Consider the following 15,293-nt stretch of genomic DNA (forward strand, 5'->3'; position numbering starts at 1 on the left):
AAGGCCCCCGGGGAAGTCGGTACAACACGGCAGCGGACAGCACAGAACGCTTCGCCGACCAGACTTCCCGGCACACCGGGAGCGACTTTAGCCGATCACCCACGGGCCCACAAGGCCGAGTAGCTGACTATGCCTCGACCAGCCACGATGCCGGGAGCTCACGGTCCGCCGCTGAGGGTGTAGGCCACGACCCGATCGTCGTCAGTCCGCAGATAGACCCCCATCGCGCAGGGAAGTGGCGGGCTGACGGCCGTCCGGGCCTGTTCTGACTGCGGGTTCGCGTAGATGGACCAGCCGAGAGCGCCGAACCCGTAGTGGCCGACCTTCCGGATGACCCCGTTCTCAAACGCTTCCGCCTCGGCCAACGTGACCGGATCACCCGGCCCGAGGTATTCGCGGCCGCAGTAGGTCACCCGGTCCGGCAGGCTCGACGACCACGGCCAGACATGAAAGCTCGCGCGACACCAGACGGCGAAGATGGCGGCACCGACGAGAAACACCGCCAGGAGCGCCGAAAGTACGCCGACGACCAGACTGCGAGCTGGGAAGCCTCGTGATCCGCCGGAAGCGGAGTGGGCAATAGTCCGTTCGGACACGAGGCGGCTCCCAGACGATTCCTGCCAAGAGATCAACATTACCCTCGCTCCCGGCCAGATGCGGTACGACGGCGCTATACCGCTCCGCGCCGAGCACACTCGGCCCACCGACCCGCGGCTTCCTCGCGGGCTCCACGAGCTGGTGTTCAACATCCCGTTCGCGACGCTGGACGAGGCTCCGACCGGTCCGGCTGCGATCCTCGTCTGGACCACACCCTCGGCGCCGATCACAGGCCGGGGGCCCGATGACCCGGAAGAAGGCAGCGGCGCATGATCGACCACCAGGTCCGGGTGTACCGCAGCGCGGAGCGGCTCGCGCCGCAGGAGCAGCTCGCGTGGAAGATCGCGGCGGTCGCCGCCGACCCGGTGGCGGTCGACGGCGACGTCGCCGAGATGGTGATCAACCGGGTCATCGACAACGCGGGGGTCGCCGCCGCCTCGCTCACGCGCAGGCCGGTGGTCGCCGCCCGGGACCAGGCGCTGCGCCACGCGCCCGCTCCCGGCCGGGACGGAGCCACCGTCTTCGGCCTGCCGGCGCGGGACCGGGTCTCCCCCGAGTGGGCGGCGTGGGCGAACGGTGTCGCGGTGCGCGAGCTGGACTTCCACGACACCTACCTGGCCGCGGACTACTCCCACCCCGGCGACAACATCCCGCCAGTCCTTGCGGTCGCCCAGCATCGCGGGCTCGACGGTCGGGCGCTCGTACGCGGGATCGCCACCGGCTACGAGATCCAGGCCGCGCTCGTCCGGGGGATCTGCCTGCACGAGCACCGGATCGACCACATCGCCCATCTGGGCCCGTCCGCCGCGGCCGGCATCGGCACCCTGCTCGGCCTGCCGGCGGAGACGATCTATCAGGCGGTCGGGCAGGCGCTGCACACCACGACGACGACGCGGCAGTCCCGCAAGGGCACGATCTCGTCGTGGAAGGCGTACGCCCCCGCGTTCGCCGGCAAGCTGGCGGTGGAGGCCGTCGACCGGACGATGCGCGGCGAGGGGGCGCCCGCTCCGGCCTACGAGGGCGAGGACGGTTTCATCGCCTGGCTGCTGGGCGGGCCCGAGGCCGGCTACACCGTCTCACTCCCCGCACCGGGCGAGGCCAGGCGCGCCATCCTGGAGACGTACACCAAGGAGCACTCGGCCGAGTACCAGAGCCAGGCGCTCATCGACCTCGCCCGCCGCCTCGGCCCGGCCATCGGCGACTTCTCCCGGGTCAGCGCGATCGTGCTGCACACCAGCCACCACACGCATCACGTGATCGGCTCGGGCGCGAACGACCCGCAGAAGTACGACCCGACGGCCACCCGGGAGACCCTCGACCACTCGATCCCCTACATCTTCGCCGTCGCCCTGCAGGACGGCGACTGGCACCACGAACGCTCCTACTCCCCCGACCGGGCCACCCGGCCCGACACCGTCGAGCTGTGGCGGAAGATCACCACCGTGGAGGACGAGGAGTGGACCCGGCGCTACCACTCCCCTGACCCGGCGGAGAAGGCGTTCGGCGCCCGGGTCGTCGTCGAGCTGGCCGACGGGACGACGCTCACCGACGAGATCGCCGTCGCCGACGCGCACCCGCTCGGCGCCCGCCCGTTCGGCCGGGACTCCTACATCGGCAAGTTCCGCCGCCTCGCCGAGGGGATCCTCCCCGCCGCGGAGCAGGACCGGTTCCTCGACACCGCCGTCCGGCTGCCCGAACTGCGGCCCGACGAGCTCGCCGGGCTCACCATCACCCCGCGGCCGCCGCTGACCGCGAGTGGCACCGAGGGAATCTTCTAGCGGCAGTTCCAGCGGCCAGCCACGGTTCCACCAGGCAAGGGAGATCTCCGACCGATGCTGCACGCGAGAACGCCCGCACATGCCCGCCGGGCCGCGCTGCGCGAGGGTCTGCGCTCCGGAGGGCTGCTGCGGTTCCCCGGCGCGTTCAACCCGCTGAGCGCGGTGCTCATCACCGAGCTCGGCTTCGAAGGCGTCTACGTCTCCGGCGCGGTGCTCTCCGCCGATCTCGCGCTGCCCGACATCGGCCTGACCACCCTCACCGAGGTCGCCAGCCGGGCCGGGCAGATCGCCCGGGTCACCGACCTGCCCACCCTCGTCGACGCCGACACCGGCTTCGGCGAGCCGATGAACGTCGCCCGCACCATCCAGACCATGGAGGACGCCGGCCTCGCCGGCTGCCACATCGAGGACCAGGTCAATCCGAAACGGTGCGGGCACCTCGACGGCAAGGCGGTCGTGCCGACCGCGGAGATGGTTCGGCGCATCGGGGCCGCCGTCGCCGCCCGCCGGGACGAGAACTTCGTCATCTGCGCCCGCACCGACGCCCGCGCGATCGAAGGCCTTGACGGCGCCATCGGACGCGGACGCGCCTACGTCGACGCCGGAGCCGACATGATCTTCCCCGAGGCGATGGCGGACGCGGCCGAGTTCGAAGCCGTCCGGCGGGCTGTCGACGTGCCGATCCTCGCCAACATGACCGAGTTCGGCAAAAGCGGGCTGCTCACCGCCGACACCCTGCACTCGGCCGGCGTGAACCTGGTCATCTACCCCGTCACCCTGCTGCGCCTGGCGATGGGCGCCGTCGAGGACGGCCTGCGCCGGCTGCTCGCCGACGGCACCCAGGCCGGCCTCGTCGACCGCATGCAGACCCGCGCCCGGCTCTACGAACTGCTCGACTACCCCGCCTACAACACCTTCGACACGAACCTCTTCAACTTCCGGATCTGATCGGATCGCGCCCGGGCGGACGGCGCCGGCCGTTCGTCGGCTGGCCGAGTTCGTCGGCTGGCCTTCGTCAGGGCCGGACGCCGCCGCCCGTGATGCCGCCTCAGGCAGAGGCGCCTCGCGCGAGTTTCCGCCGTCGCCGCTGCAGCAGCCCGGCCGTGAGGTCGAGCAGAAGGAAGGCGAGCAGCGTCACCCCGAGGGCAGGCAGCGCCCACCCGACGGCCACGGTGATCAGGATCAGCAGGGCCAGCGCCGGCTTCGGCAGCCGCCGCCACGCACCGCGAGCGGGTAGCGGGCCGACGATGCCCGCCTGATCGGCGCGGGTGGGGCGGCGCTGCCACCACATCCGGTAGCCCCAGACGATCATGCAGAGCAGTCCGAGCGCGAGGCCTGCCAGCAGGATCTGATTCGCGACGCCGAACAGCTCGCCCATGTGCGCCCTCACGCCCAGCTTGCTCAGCTGTGCGAGCAGCGGCCAGTCGTCCCAGCGCACCTCGTTGACGACGCGGCCGTTCACCGGGTTGACCGCGACCTGGTCGAAGCGCACCGGCCAGCGGCCGTCGGTCTGCGCCACCGACCACGCGCTCGCCGCGTCGCCGGCCGGCGTGACCTCGATGGGACCATCCAGGCCAGCCGCACGGGCCGCCGCGACGACCCGGTCGACCGGCGCCGCCGCCGAGGCCGCCACGGCACCGGCATCAGTCGCGCCGGCATCGGTGGCGGCGAGACCGTCCACCGCGTGCCCCTGATGTGCCCCGCCCGCGCCGCCGGTGGTGGTGGACGTCGCCTGGGGCAAGGCTGTGTCGAGGCTCGGCGTGTGGCTGTCGGCCGCGTCCAGCACCCGGGAAAAGTTCTCCCCGGCGTAGCGGGACCAGGTCAGTCCGGTCGCGGAGAGGAAGAGCAGTCCCACGAGCAGCCACATGCCGAGGCTGCCGTGCCAGCCCAGGGTGCGCCGCCGGCCGCGGGCGGTCAGGTCTGGCAGCAGCGCACCCCGGGCCCGCCGGGCCCGGCTTACCCCGAGAGCCTGGCGGCGGCGGGCCAGCCAGAGCACGAGGCCGCCGAGCGCGACGATCCACAGCCAGCTCGCCGCGGTCTCCGAATAGTGCCGACCGAACGAGCCGAGATGCAGGTTGCGGTGCAGGTCGTCCAGCCAGGTGGTCAGTGGCGTGCTGCCCCACCAGGTGGTCAGGACCCCCTGTACCCGACCGGTGTACGGATCGACGTAGACGGTGCGCTGCCGGTCCCCCAGTTCGGGGACGGACAGGACCACCCGGGTGGTCCTGTCCGGGGCGTCGCCGGTGAGCACCGAGGCGAAGGTGCCCTCGGGATGCGCGGCCAGCGCCGCGCTGATCTGTTCGGCGAGAGGCCGCGGCATGGTGCCCACCTCGTCGACGTAGAGCTCGTCGGCGTACACCAGCCGGTCGAGCTGCGGGGTGAGCGTGTACGCGAGGCCGGTCAGCGCGGCGATCGCCAGGAACGGCGCCACCAGCACCCCGGCGTAGAAGTGCAGCCGCAGCAGCAGTGGCCGCCATCCGCGGGACGTCCGTCCGACCGGCGGGGAGACACTCTCGGATTCCGGCTCGCGAGGCTCGGGGACGTCAGCGGTCCGGGCAGCGGGGCTGCGGGTCTCAGGGAGATCGTTCATGTGCGCGGCGTCGGTTGCCGCGTCGTCGGGGGATGACCCCGACTTGTCGAGCGTGGTCACAGGGCTCTCCGAACAGGTGTGTCGAGGCATGCGGTGGCCGCACCGCGTCGCGATCGGCGTGCGCGCCCGCGTCCGCGACTGTGAGCGCGTCGGCGTCAGCGCGTGCGTCCGCAGCGGAGGCGGCGGCGGTGGTCGGATCCGTGCCGCGTCGAAGGCGGAACGGCGGTGCCGGGCCGGATCGCGGCACGACGGATCAGCCGTCCCACCTGTGATCGACGGGACGGCACCGGGTACCGGTCAGGCCGGGCGGGGGTTCGGAGGTCCCCTGCGGACGACGAGATGAACCAGCTGGGCGAGGTGCGGCGCCCGGTCCGCCGCCGGCCGGCGCTGCCGCACAACGGCCGGGACCGGCAGCGGGCAGAGCCCGTACAAACGACGGCGGCGCAGGCGGCCCGCCGCCCGGCGGGCCACGGCCGCGGCCCCGCGGGCGGCCCGCCACAGCAGCCGCTCTCCCACGGAGAGCCACCAGGCCAGGACGAGTGCCGCCGCCAGATGCAGGAGCGCCATCCGCGCGCCACCGGGCAGCAGGTCGATGCCGGCCGAGTCCAGGGCTCCCACCGGCATCGCCATGGAACCGTGAGCGGGCAGGCCGCGGTGGGTGCCGTGCGCCGGCTCCGTCATGGCGAAGCCGAGGTGCAGACCTGCCTGGACGCCCAGCACCAGGCCGCCGAGGCGCGGCGGCGACATCCGCCGCCCGGTGTTGCCCCAGCACACGCGCAGCGCCAGCAGGCTCCCGCACGCGGTGACCGGCAGGCTCGGCAGCCGGTCACAGGCCGCCACATGGGCGAGGACCGCCAGGACGACGGCCAGCACGGACACAGCCGAGGCACGCGCGGCCCGCCCGAGCGGCGTCGCGGCCCAGATCACAGTTCCGGAATCATAGTCAGATCGTGCTCAGTCCGACACGCACTCGATAGGGCCCGCGCTGGTCGCCCCGCAGGCCCTCCCCCGCCCCGGAGCCTGCGTGTTCCCGCATAGGCTCCGGGGTGAGCCGGTGTGGAGACACCCGAATCCGGGTGGTGGCCCCTGGGGAGTGGTGATGCTGGTCGTGCACGGCGTCTGCACGCCTTCGGGCCTGCCGGTGCTGTGGGCGGAGGACGCGCGGCGGTATGGCCGGTCCCCACGAGAGACCGCAGCGGACCCGTCCGCGCACCCCTTCGCCGCGATGGCCTCGGACCTGGCGCCGCTCGCGGGGGTCCGACCCGCCGCGTCCGGGCGCCTCGCCGTGCTCCTGCCAAGCCTGACCAGTGGCGCACCGCTGGCGTCGCCGGAGCTGGCGGCCGCGCTCAGCACCGCGATTGCCGGCTCGGCCGGTCCAGGAGCGCGGAGCACCGCCGGGACGGACCACACCGCGCAGGCCCAGGGCCCGGTTCTGCGGACGTGGCGGGTCGACACGATCTGTCCGGACCTCTCGCCGGCGTCCGGCCCGTGGTGGGAGCCCGGGGAGGGCGTCCGGCTCGGGGCGTCCGCGGGGTTCCTGCTGGCCGTCGACGCCTTCGGGGTGGAGCTGGTCGACCGCGGCCGGGTGCTTCCCGCGGTCGGATGGGACGGCGCGCGGCCCCTGGCCCGCTGGTCGCCCGTCCTGACCGGGCCGGACGCCGTGCGGTTTGACGAGCTGGTCGCGGCCATGCCACCCGCGTTCCGGGCCGCCGCCCCGACCGCGGCGGGGGGCGAGTCCTGGAACGACGCGGTCACGACGCTGGGTGCCGCGCTCGATCACCGGGTGGAGACGCACGTCCGACAGCGGCTGCGGGAATCCGGCCGCCGCCTCGGTGTCCCGGGGCCGCGCCGGACGGCGGCGGCGCGGGCGGCGGCCGGCTGGCTGCGCGCGCTCGACGGCGCCGACAGGACGGATGACTCCGACGGCTCGGGCGGGACGGATGGGACCCACGGCACTCCGCGGTTTACGGCCACCGGCACCGCGGGCCGCGAGCTCGCCGCGAAGGTCGAGACGTGGCGGGCGGGCGGCGAATGGCCGTCCGCGCTGCGGGTGTGCTTCCGGCTGACCGAGCCGGGGGCGCTGTCGCGGGGATCCCCGGGCGACGACGACGCCTGGCGGGTCGACTTCCTGCTGCAGGCGGTCGACGACCCGGGCGTCCAGGTACCGGCGGGCCAGATCTGGCGGCGCCGTCCCACGGGGCCCGCCGGCCCCGCCGGGTGGACCACCGATGCCGAGGAGGCGCTGCTCGCCGGGCTCGGCCGGGCCGTCGCGGTCTGGCCGGACCTCGACCGGGCTCTGCGGGAGGCCCGGCCGGCGAGCCTCGATCTGGACCTGGCGCGGGCGCAGCGGTTCCTGGAGCTCACAGGTGCCCTGGAGCAGGAGGGCTTCGGGGTGCTGGTGCCGTCCTGGTGGGTGCGCCCGGCCCGGCCGACGGCCCGCCTCACCGTCCGCGCGGTGGACCCGGTGACGCCGATCCTGCGGGACGTCACGACGGATCTCGCGCGGATCGTCGACTACCGCTGGGCCGTCAGCCTCGGCGGTGTCGAGCTGAGCCGCGTGGAGCTCGAACGTCTCGCGAAGGCCAGGGCCGGCCTCGTGCGGCTGCGCGGCAGGTGGACCCGGGTGGACCCGGGCCAGCTCGCCGACCTGGACCTGGCCCGCCAGACGGGCGGCGGCCGGATGACCGTCGGCGACGTTCTCGCCCACGCGGGTCTCGGCCCCGACCAGGGCGGCGCGGACCAGGCCGGCGCGGATGTCGAGGTGGTGGCGGACGGCTGGCTCGGCGCGCTGCTCGCCGGCCCGGACGGCCCGCCGGGCGGACCTCGGCCGGGTGACGGATCCGGGGCGGCGGTGTCGCGGACGGAACCCGTCGAACCACCGGCTGGGCTGGGAGTGCGGCTGCGTCCCTACCAGGTGCAGGGACTGGCCTGGCTCACGCTGCTGGACCGGCTCGGCCTCGGCGCGGTCCTCGCCGACGACATGGGCCTGGGCAAGACCATCCAGGTGCTCGCCCTGGAGCTGCGAGCCCGGGCCGCCGCCCGCCGCGGGGCGACCCTCGTCGTCTGCCCGACCTCGGTGTTGGGAAACTGGCGGCGCGAGGCGGCGCGGATCGCTCCCGGTCTGACCGTTCACGCCCATCACGCGGCCGTCCCGCAGGACGGCCCGGGTGTCGCCGAGGCCGCGTCCGGGCATGACCTCGTCCTCACCACCTATCCACGGCTCGTCCGCGACATCGCGGCGTTCCGCGCGGTCGCCTGGGAGCGGCTCGTCCTCGACGAGGCGCAGCAGATCAAGAACGCGGCGACCGCGCAGGCCCGCGCCGTCCGCCAGCTGACCGCCCGGCACCGGATCGCGCTGACCGGGACGCCGGTCGAGAACCGCCTCGGCGACCTGTGGTCGATCATGCACGCGGTGAACCCGGGCCTGCTCGGCTCCGCCGCCGCGTTCCGCGCCCGCTACGCGGTGCCGATCGAGCGGTACGCCGACCCGGAGGCGACCGCCCGGCTGCGCCGACGGATCCACCCGGTCGTGCTGCGCCGGGTGAAGACCGACCCGGCGGTGCTGCGCGACCTGCCGTCCAAGGTGGAACTGCGCCAGCTGTGCACCCTGACCCCGGAGCAGGCCTCGCTGTACCGGGCGGTCGTCGACGACATGATGGAGCGGCTGCGGGACCCGTCCGCCACCGTGCGGCGGGGCGGCGTGGTGCTGGCCGCGATGACCCGGCTCAAGCAGGTCTGCAACCACCCGGCCCACCTGCTCGGCGACTCCTCGGCGCTGCCCGGCCGCTCCGGGAAGCTCGCCCGGCTGGAAGATCTGCTCACCGGCATCGTCGCGGACGGCGAGCGCGCGCTGTGCTTCACCCAGTTCGCCCGGTTCGGGGCGATGCTCGCACCGCACCTGTCCGCCCGGCTCGGGGTGGAGGTGTCGTTCCTGCACGGCGGCCTGCGCGCCGCCGAGCGCGACGCCCTGGTCGAACGCTTCCAGACCAGCTCCGGGCCCGGGGTCTTCCTCCTCTCGCTGAAAGCCGGCGGCAACGGCATCAACCTGACCACGGCGAACCACGTCATCCACATCGACCGGTGGTGGAACCCGGCGGCCCAGGCGCAGGCCACCGACCGCGCCCATCGCATCGGGCAGCGTCGCGACGTGTGGGTCCGCACCCTGCTGTGCATGGGCACCCTGGAGGAGAGGATCGACCGCATCCTCACCGACAAGGCCGCGCTGGCCCGCACCGTCGTCGGCGGCGGGGAGAGCTGGCTGGCCACGCTCTCCACCGACGAGCTGCGGGACCTCGTCACCCTCGCCCCCGACGCCGTCGATGGCTGAGCCGCCCACCCGCGGCCAGCCGGACCGGGGCCGGGACCGGGACCGGGAGCGGAGCCGCCGGGCCTGGTGGTCCGCACGGTTCCTCGAGCTGATCGAGGGCATGACCCTGCCCGAGCCGCTGCGCGCCGGCCGTGCCCTGGCCCGCACCGAGGCGGTCCTGACCGTGCGGCGCACCGGCAACCTCGTCGTCGCCCTGGTCCGGGACCGCGGCGAGGACCTGCACAAGCCCCGGCTTGCCGTCCGGACCTTCGGCGACGACGCCTGGAGCCAGGCCGCGGGCGCACTGGCCGCCCAGGCCCGGTACGCCGCCGCGCTGCTGGCCGGCTCCCTGCCCGCGGACATCGAGGACACGTTCGCCGCCCGCGGGCTCACCCTGTTCCCGCAGCGCGCCGACGACCTGGCGATGGACTGCACCTGCACCGACTGGCAGCGGCCGTGCGCCCACCTCGTCGCGGCCTGCCACCAGCTCGCCGAAACGATCGACACCGACCCGTTCACCCTGCTCGCCCTGCGCGGCCGGGAACGCGACGCGCTGCTCACCGAGATCCGGCACCTGCGCCCACGCTCCCCCGCCCCCGCGACCGGCGACGTCCAGCCGGCCACGGCGCCGCCGACCGACCCGGCCGGGTTCTGGACGTCTCCGGATCCTCAACGGACGGCTCCGGACCCGGCCAGCTGGACGTCGCCGGGCTCCGAAGGCCGCCGCGAAGGCACGGCTGACCGGAGCGGGCCCACGGGACGTCCCGACATCCTGCTGGACCTGTGCGGGCCGCTGGTCGTGGAACCGTTCGGCGATCTGCGCGAGGTGCTGCGCCCGGCCTACCGGATCCTCACCACGCCCCGGGCGTCACCCGCTACGACCCCGCCCGCCGTGTCTCGGGCAGACGGGGCCGGATCTCGGGCACGCCGCGGTGGCGGCTGACCTCCACCGGCAGGCCGTAGACCTGCTCCAGGACGTCGGCGCGGTAGACGTCGGCCGGTGCTCCGGTGGTCAGGACGCGGCCGCCGTGCAACAGGGCGACCTGGTGGCAGAAGCGCGCCGCGAGGTTCAGGTCGTGAATGGCCATCAGCACATGGAGGTCGCGCTCGGCGGCCAGGGTGTGCACGAGGTGCAGGGTCTCGACCTGGTGGCGCAGGTCGAGGGCGCTGGTCGGCTCGTCCAGGAGCAGCACCCGGGGCTGCTGGGCGAGGGCGCGGGCGATGACGACCCGCTGTGCCTGGCCGCCGGAGAGCTCGTCGACATGCCGGTCCGCGAGGGCGGTGAGGTCCAGCAGCTCCATCGCCTCGCGGACGTGGCGGGCGTCCTCGCGTGACGGCCGCAGCCGGGTGTGCGGGGTACGGCCGAGCATGACGGCCTCGGTGACGGTCAGGGCGAACGGGCCGGGCGAGCCCTGCGGGACGTACGCGGTGATCCGGGCGAGCTCCCGCGGCACCAGCCGGTGCAAGTCAGTGTCACCGAGCCGGAACGTTCCCGCCTTCGGCCGGTGGACGCGGCAGATGCCCCGGATGAGGGTGGACTTCCCGCTGCCGTTCGGGCCGAGCAGGCCGACGACGGTTCCCCGGGCCACGGTGAGGTCCAGGTCGGTGAGCACCATCCGGCGCCCGTAGGCGAAACACGCGCCGCGGATGTCGAGGGTGGGCTCCGGCGCGGTCACCGGCGGTGTGCTCGCAGCCGGGGCGCTCACAGGAACTGCCTGCGGCGGGTCAGGACGAGGTTGATGAACAGCGGCGCCCCGAGGAAGGCGACGACGATCCCGACCGGGATGACGGCCGGGGCGAACAGGGTGCGCCCGGCGGTGTCGGCGGCCAGTACCAGCAGGGCACCGGCGATCGCGGCGAACGGCAGCAGGAAGCGGTGATCGGCCCCGACGATCAGCCGGGCGATGTGCGGGGCGACCAGCCCCACGAATCCGATCACGCCGGTGAAGCTGACGATGACCGCGGCCAGCATCACCGCCAGCAGGCTGCACACCAGCCGGGTGCGGGTGACGTCCACACCCAGGCTGCGCGCGGCGTCGTCGCCGGCGAACGCGATCGCGTTGAGGTTGGCGGCCTGTCCGGTCAGCAGCACCAGCGCGACACCGACCGGCACCCCGACCGCGGCGACCTGGCCCCAGGTCGCCGCGTTGACGCTGCCGAAGCTCCACCGGACGATCTCGGCCAGCTGGTTCTCGCTGGCGATGTACTGCATCGTCGAGGTGAGCGCCTGGAACAGGTAGGTCAGCGCCGTCCCGACCAGGATGAGGGTGACCGGCGAGGCGCCGCGCAGCCAGGACAGGCCGAGCAGCAGGCCCGCGCAGAGCAGATCGTCTGCATCGCCTTGCAGATGATGCAGGCGTTCTCGTACAGTTCGTCGCGCCGTGGTGTTCGGGAAGCCGGTGTGGAACCGGCGCGGCCCTCGCCACTGTTATCGGGATGTCACCGGCCAGTCCCCGCCCGTCGGGGAGTCACTGAGCGTCGGAATCGTCGCCTGGGAAGGCGGCCGGTGTCGCACCACCCGTCAGCCAGGAGACCGGCCACGGCACCCCCGCGAATCCGTCCACGAGGTGCTGGAAGGCGGCTTCACTCCGCATGCGCGCACGTCTGGTGGCCCTGAGCGCCACTCTCCTTCTCATCCCCGCACTGCTGGCGGGCTGCGGCGACGACGATCCGTCGCCGGCCGCCGCCGACGCGGGCACGGACGCCCGTGGCTGCGTCAGTTCGTTCGACGAGAACACCGACTACTTCCCGGTGCATTCGACGCTGGAGTACGCGAAGAACTTCACGATCACCTACGAGAAGGCCTACCAGGTCGTCACGGTGAAGGAGCCGTACCCGGACGGCAAGCCCGAGTCGTACGTGCTGTACCGGTGCGGCACCCCGAAGCCGGAGCTCACCGGTGACCTGGCCGACGCACCGCGCATCGAGACCCCGATCACCAGCCTCTACTCCGGCTCGACGACCCACCTGCCGCTGCTGGCCGACCTGGGCCGGCTCGACGTCCTCACCGGGGTGGCGACCGGCACCTATGTGATCAACAAGGAGGTGCGCGGCCTCGTCGACGCGGGCAAGGTCGTCGAGTACGCCAGCAACGGCCAGATCGACACCGAGCGGGTCGTCACCGGGGCGCCGGACGTGCTGATGACCGACGGGTACGACGTCCCCGAGTTCCAGAAGCTGCGTGACGCCGGCGTTCCCGTCGTCGCCAACGCCGAATGGCTCGAGGGCGACCCGCTGGGGCGCGCCGAATGGGTGAAGTTCATGGCGGCGTTCACCGGCGACGAGGAGAAGGCCACCAAGGTCTTCGACAGGATCGAGACCGACTACGACGCGATCGCCGCCAAGGTCCCGGACGAGAAGGCGGTGCCGGTGCTGGTCGGCAGCATGTACCAGGGCACCTGGTACATGCCCTCGGGTGGCAGCTACGTCGCCAAGCTGCTCGCCGACGCCGGCGCCAGCTACCCCTGGGCCGACTCGACGGACGCCGGCAGCCTCGAGCTCGACTTCGAGACCGTCTTCACCAAGGCCGGCAGCGCGAAGATCTGGCTCGCCGACGGCGAGTGGAGGAAACTGGGCGACATCACCGCCGAGGACGCGCGCTACGGCCAGCTCACGGCCGTCCGCGACGGCCAGGTGTGGGACAACAACCTCGTCACCAACACCGACGGCGGCAACGACTACCGGGAGCGCGGCGTGGCCCGGCCCGATCTCGTCCTCGGTGACCTCGCCGCCATCCTGCACCCGGACGCCTTCCCGAACCACACGTTCGCCTTCTACCAGCAGCTGAAGTAGTGACGGCGCTGTTCAGAGCGGCCGCGGAGGCGTCCACCAACCCGGTGGCGCCTCCCGGCCCGGCCCCCACACCACCACCCGTGGTGGCAGCACCAGCGGTCGCCTCCGCGTCATCGGAGGCACCGGTGCCCGCGGTGGCGCCGGCGACCTCGCTGGCATCCGCGAACCGGGCCGCCGCCGGCAGCCAGGGTGCCAGCGGCAGTCCGAGTGCCAGCGGCAGTCCGGGTGCCGTCGGACGGCGTCGGGCCCGTGCCGCGGTCGTCCTCGGCGGGCTCGTCGCCGGCCTGGTCGCGATGTTCCTGCTGGCCCTGGCGGTCGGCTCGGTCTCCATCCCGCTCGACGAGACCCTGCGGGTGCTCGTCGGAAGCGAACCGCACGACCACCGGTGGACGATCGTCATCCGCGAGATCCGGCTGCCTCGGGCGCTCACCGCCGCACTCGCCGGGGCGGCGCTCGGCGTGGCCGGACTGCAGATGCAGACCCTGTTCCGCAATCCGCTCGCCGACCCCTACTCCCTCGGCGTCAGCTCCGGGGCCAGCTTCGGGGTCGCCGCCGTCGTCGCCGGGGTCGGCGGCTCCGCCGGAGTGTTCACCGCCGGTGTCGCCGGCAGCGGCCGGTTCGGGGTGGTCGTCGCCGCGGCGGTCGGTGCCGCCGCCGTCCTCGGTGCCGTGCTCGTGCTCGCCCAGTGGGTGCGGTCCGTCGTCACCCTGCTCGTCATCGGCGTCATCCTGAACAGCGCCGTCAGCTCACTGGTCAGCCTGCTGCTCACCTGGACGGCGCCGGAGCGGGCCGTCCAGTACTGGATCTGGTCGCTGGGCAGCTTCTCCGGGACGTCCAACAGCGATCTCGCCGTCTTCACGCCCATCGTGGGTGTCGGGCTCGGCGTCGCACTGCTGACCGTCAAACCGCTCAACGCGCTGCTGCTCGGCGAGAACTACGCCCGCACCCTCGGCCTGCGGCTGCGCCGGGTCCGCGTGGTCACCCTCGTCGGCGCGTCGGTGCTCGCCGGCTCGGTGACCGCGTTCTGCGGGCCCGTCGCCTTCCTCGGCATCGCCGTGCCGCACATCGCCCGCCGCCTGCTCGGCAGCGCCGACCACCGGCTGCTCGTCCCGGCGACGCTGCTCACCGGCGCGCTGGTCGCGCTGGCCTGCTCGATCGCCGCGCAGCTGCCCGGTACCGACCAGGTGCTGCCGATCAACGTCGTCACCTCGCTGCTCGGTGCTCCGATCGTGATCGCGGTGCTGCTGCGGGCCCGCGCCGCCGCGGCGGGGGCCGCCTGATGCCCGCCGCCGCTCCGGTGCCACCGGTGCCACCCGAGACGCCAGGCCCACCCGAGACGCCAGGCCCACTCGAGACGCCGGGGACGCCCGGGACGCCGGGGCTGGCAGGAACACCCGGGCTGTGCCTGGACGGGCTCGCGGTCGGCTACCGCCGCCGCCGAGCGCGCCACCGGGTCCTCGACGGCCTGACCGCGACCGCACCCCGCGGGCAGCTCACCGTGCTGCTCGGCCCGAACGGCATCGGCAAGTCCACCCTGCTGCGCACCCTCGCCGGCCTGCAGCCGGCACTGGCCGGGCGGGCCCTGCTCGACGGATCGGACCTCAACCGGCTCAGCGGAGCCGAACGGGCCCGGAAGGTCAGCACCGTGCTCACCGACCGCGTCCAGGTCGGGCTGCTCACCGCCGCCGACCTCGTCGGCCTCGGCCGCCACCCACACACCGGCCCTACCGGCCGGCTCGCCGACACCGACCGGGCCGTCGTCGGCTGGGCCCTGGCCGCCGTCGGCGCGTCCCAGCTCGCCACCCGCGACGCCGACGAGCTCTCCGACGGCGAACGCCAACGGGTGATGATCGCCCGCGCACTCGCGCAGGAACCGTCACTGATCCTGCTCGACGAGCCGACCGCGTTCCTCGACGCGCCGAGCCGGGTCACCGTCACCGCGCTGATGCGCCGCCTCGCCCGCGAACGCGACCTCGCCGTCGTCGTCTCCACCCACGACCTGGAACTGTCGCTGCGGGTCGCCGACCAGGTCTGGCTCCTCGACCGCGCCGGCAACCTCCACACCGGCAGCCCGCGGGAGGTCATCGGCTCCGGCGCGGTCAACACCACCTTCGACGGCGACGACCTGCGTTTCGACCCCACCACCCGGACCTTCGAGCTCCACGGCGACGCGGCGCGGTGGGACGAGGCGACGCGCTGAGCGTGCCCACGATGGCCGCGGAAGCCGCGC

At 73.7% G+C, this 15,293-nt stretch carries 12 protein-coding genes and 1 riboswitch; of the genes, 7 read left to right on the forward strand and 5 right to left on the reverse strand.

Features of this window, described 5'->3' with window-relative positions; all coding sequences use genetic code 11:
• Positions 1 to 158: 158 nt before the first annotated feature.
• Positions 159 to 596, reverse strand: a complete 438-nt coding sequence (locus tag ACG83_RS20225) for a hypothetical protein (RefSeq protein ID WP_152991452.1) — start codon at positions 594 to 596, stop codon at positions 159 to 161.
• A 270-nt stretch (positions 597 to 866) separates the two neighbouring features.
• Here ACG83_RS20225 and ACG83_RS20235 point away from each other — a divergent pair, with 270 nt between their 5' ends.
• The gene (locus ACG83_RS20235; protein ID WP_054567753.1) at positions 867 to 2,375 is read left to right on the forward strand and encodes an MmgE/PrpD family protein; all 1,509 of its coding nucleotides are present in this window, start codon (positions 867 to 869) and stop codon (positions 2,373 to 2,375) included.
• 54 nt (positions 2,376 to 2,429) lie between these two features.
• Positions 2,430 to 3,323, forward strand: coding sequence for a methylisocitrate lyase (gene prpB / locus ACG83_RS20240; protein WP_054567754.1), 894 nt, complete (start codon positions 2,430 to 2,432; stop codon positions 3,321 to 3,323).
• Positions 3,324 to 3,423: 100 nt separating this feature from the next.
• Here the strand turns inward: prpB and ACG83_RS20245 are convergent, their stop codons facing one another.
• Entirely contained in the window at positions 3,424 to 4,965 is a 1,542-nt protein-coding gene (locus ACG83_RS20245; RefSeq protein WP_054567947.1) for a PepSY domain-containing protein, read from the reverse strand.
• Between the two features lie 297 nt (positions 4,966 to 5,262).
• A complete protein-coding gene (locus ACG83_RS20250) occupies positions 5,263 to 5,892 on the reverse strand; it encodes a hypothetical protein (protein ID WP_054567755.1) in 630 nt (209 codons plus the stop codon).
• Positions 5,893 to 6,064: 172 nt separating this feature from the next.
• Between ACG83_RS20250 and ACG83_RS20255 the strand changes: the two genes are divergently transcribed.
• On the forward strand, positions 6,065 to 9,292 hold the full coding sequence (locus tag ACG83_RS20255; protein ID WP_054567948.1) for a DEAD/DEAH box helicase: 3,228 nt from the start codon (positions 6,065 to 6,067) through the stop codon (positions 9,290 to 9,292).
• On the forward strand, positions 9,285 to 10,214 hold the full coding sequence (locus tag ACG83_RS20260; protein WP_054567756.1) for a hypothetical protein: 930 nt from the start codon (positions 9,285 to 9,287) through the stop codon (positions 10,212 to 10,214). Before ACG83_RS20255 ends, ACG83_RS20260 begins: the two co-directional genes overlap by 8 nt.
• On the opposite strand, the gene ACG83_RS20265 is transcribed toward ACG83_RS20260, so the two are convergent.
• Positions 10,147 to 10,977, reverse strand: a complete 831-nt coding sequence (locus ACG83_RS20265; protein WP_083473394.1) for an ABC transporter ATP-binding protein — start codon at positions 10,975 to 10,977, stop codon at positions 10,147 to 10,149. The two genes, ACG83_RS20260 and ACG83_RS20265, sit on opposite strands and share 68 nt — an antisense overlap.
• Positions 10,974 to 11,627 (reverse strand): FecCD family ABC transporter permease, encoded by a 654-nt coding sequence (locus ACG83_RS20270; protein WP_369812904.1) that lies wholly within the window; start codon positions 11,625 to 11,627, stop codon positions 10,974 to 10,976. Before ACG83_RS20270 ends, ACG83_RS20265 begins: the two co-directional genes overlap by 4 nt.
• 9 nt (positions 11,628 to 11,636) lie before the next feature.
• Positions 11,637 to 11,828: riboswitch (cobalamin riboswitch) on the forward strand.
• A 35-nt stretch (positions 11,829 to 11,863) separates the two neighbouring features.
• Between ACG83_RS20270 and ACG83_RS20275 the strand changes: the two genes are divergently transcribed.
• From ACG83_RS20275 to ACG83_RS20285, 3 genes are read left to right on the forward strand one after another with little or no spacing between them, the layout of a single operon-like run.
• Complete coding sequence (locus ACG83_RS20275) at positions 11,864 to 13,063, forward strand: ABC transporter substrate-binding protein (RefSeq protein WP_054567757.1); 1,200 nt, start codon at positions 11,864 to 11,866, stop codon at positions 13,061 to 13,063.
• Positions 13,063 to 14,343: an iron ABC transporter permease gene (locus ACG83_RS20280; RefSeq protein WP_235498038.1), complete on the forward strand. Its 1,281-nt coding sequence runs from the start codon at positions 13,063 to 13,065 to the stop codon at positions 14,341 to 14,343. Before ACG83_RS20275 ends, ACG83_RS20280 begins: the two co-directional genes overlap by 1 nt.
• Positions 14,344 to 14,369: 26 nt before the next feature.
• Complete coding sequence (locus tag ACG83_RS20285; RefSeq protein ID WP_235498039.1) at positions 14,370 to 15,263, forward strand: ABC transporter ATP-binding protein; 894 nt, start codon at positions 14,370 to 14,372, stop codon at positions 15,261 to 15,263.
• Positions 15,264 to 15,293: the final 30 nt, after the last annotated feature.

This window comes from Frankia sp. R43, from assembly GCF_001306465.1.
GTDB classification, from domain to species: domain Bacteria; phylum Actinomycetota; class Actinomycetes; order Frankiales; family Frankiaceae; genus Parafrankia; species Parafrankia irregularis.

Excerpts from the sequence above, each read along its gene's own strand:
- ACG83_RS20235 (WP_054567753.1), top strand. The coding sequence starts at position 867 with ATGATCGACCACCAGGTCCGGGTGTACCGCAGCGCGGAGCGGCTCGCG.
- ACG83_RS20275 (WP_054567757.1), top strand. The coding sequence starts at position 11,864 with ATGCGCGCACGTCTGGTGGCCCTGAGCGCCACTCTCCTTCTCATCCCC.
- ACG83_RS20260 (WP_054567756.1), top strand. The coding sequence starts at position 9,285 with ATGGCTGAGCCGCCCACCCGCGGCCAGCCGGACCGGGGCCGGGACCGG.
- prpB (WP_054567754.1), top strand. The coding sequence starts at position 2,430 with ATGCTGCACGCGAGAACGCCCGCACATGCCCGCCGGGCCGCGCTGCGC.
- ACG83_RS20255 (WP_054567948.1), top strand. The coding sequence starts at position 6,065 with ATGCTGGTCGTGCACGGCGTCTGCACGCCTTCGGGCCTGCCGGTGCTG.
- ACG83_RS20245 (WP_054567947.1), bottom strand. The coding sequence starts at position 4,965 with ATGAACGATCTCCCTGAGACCCGCAGCCCCGCTGCCCGGACCGCTGAC.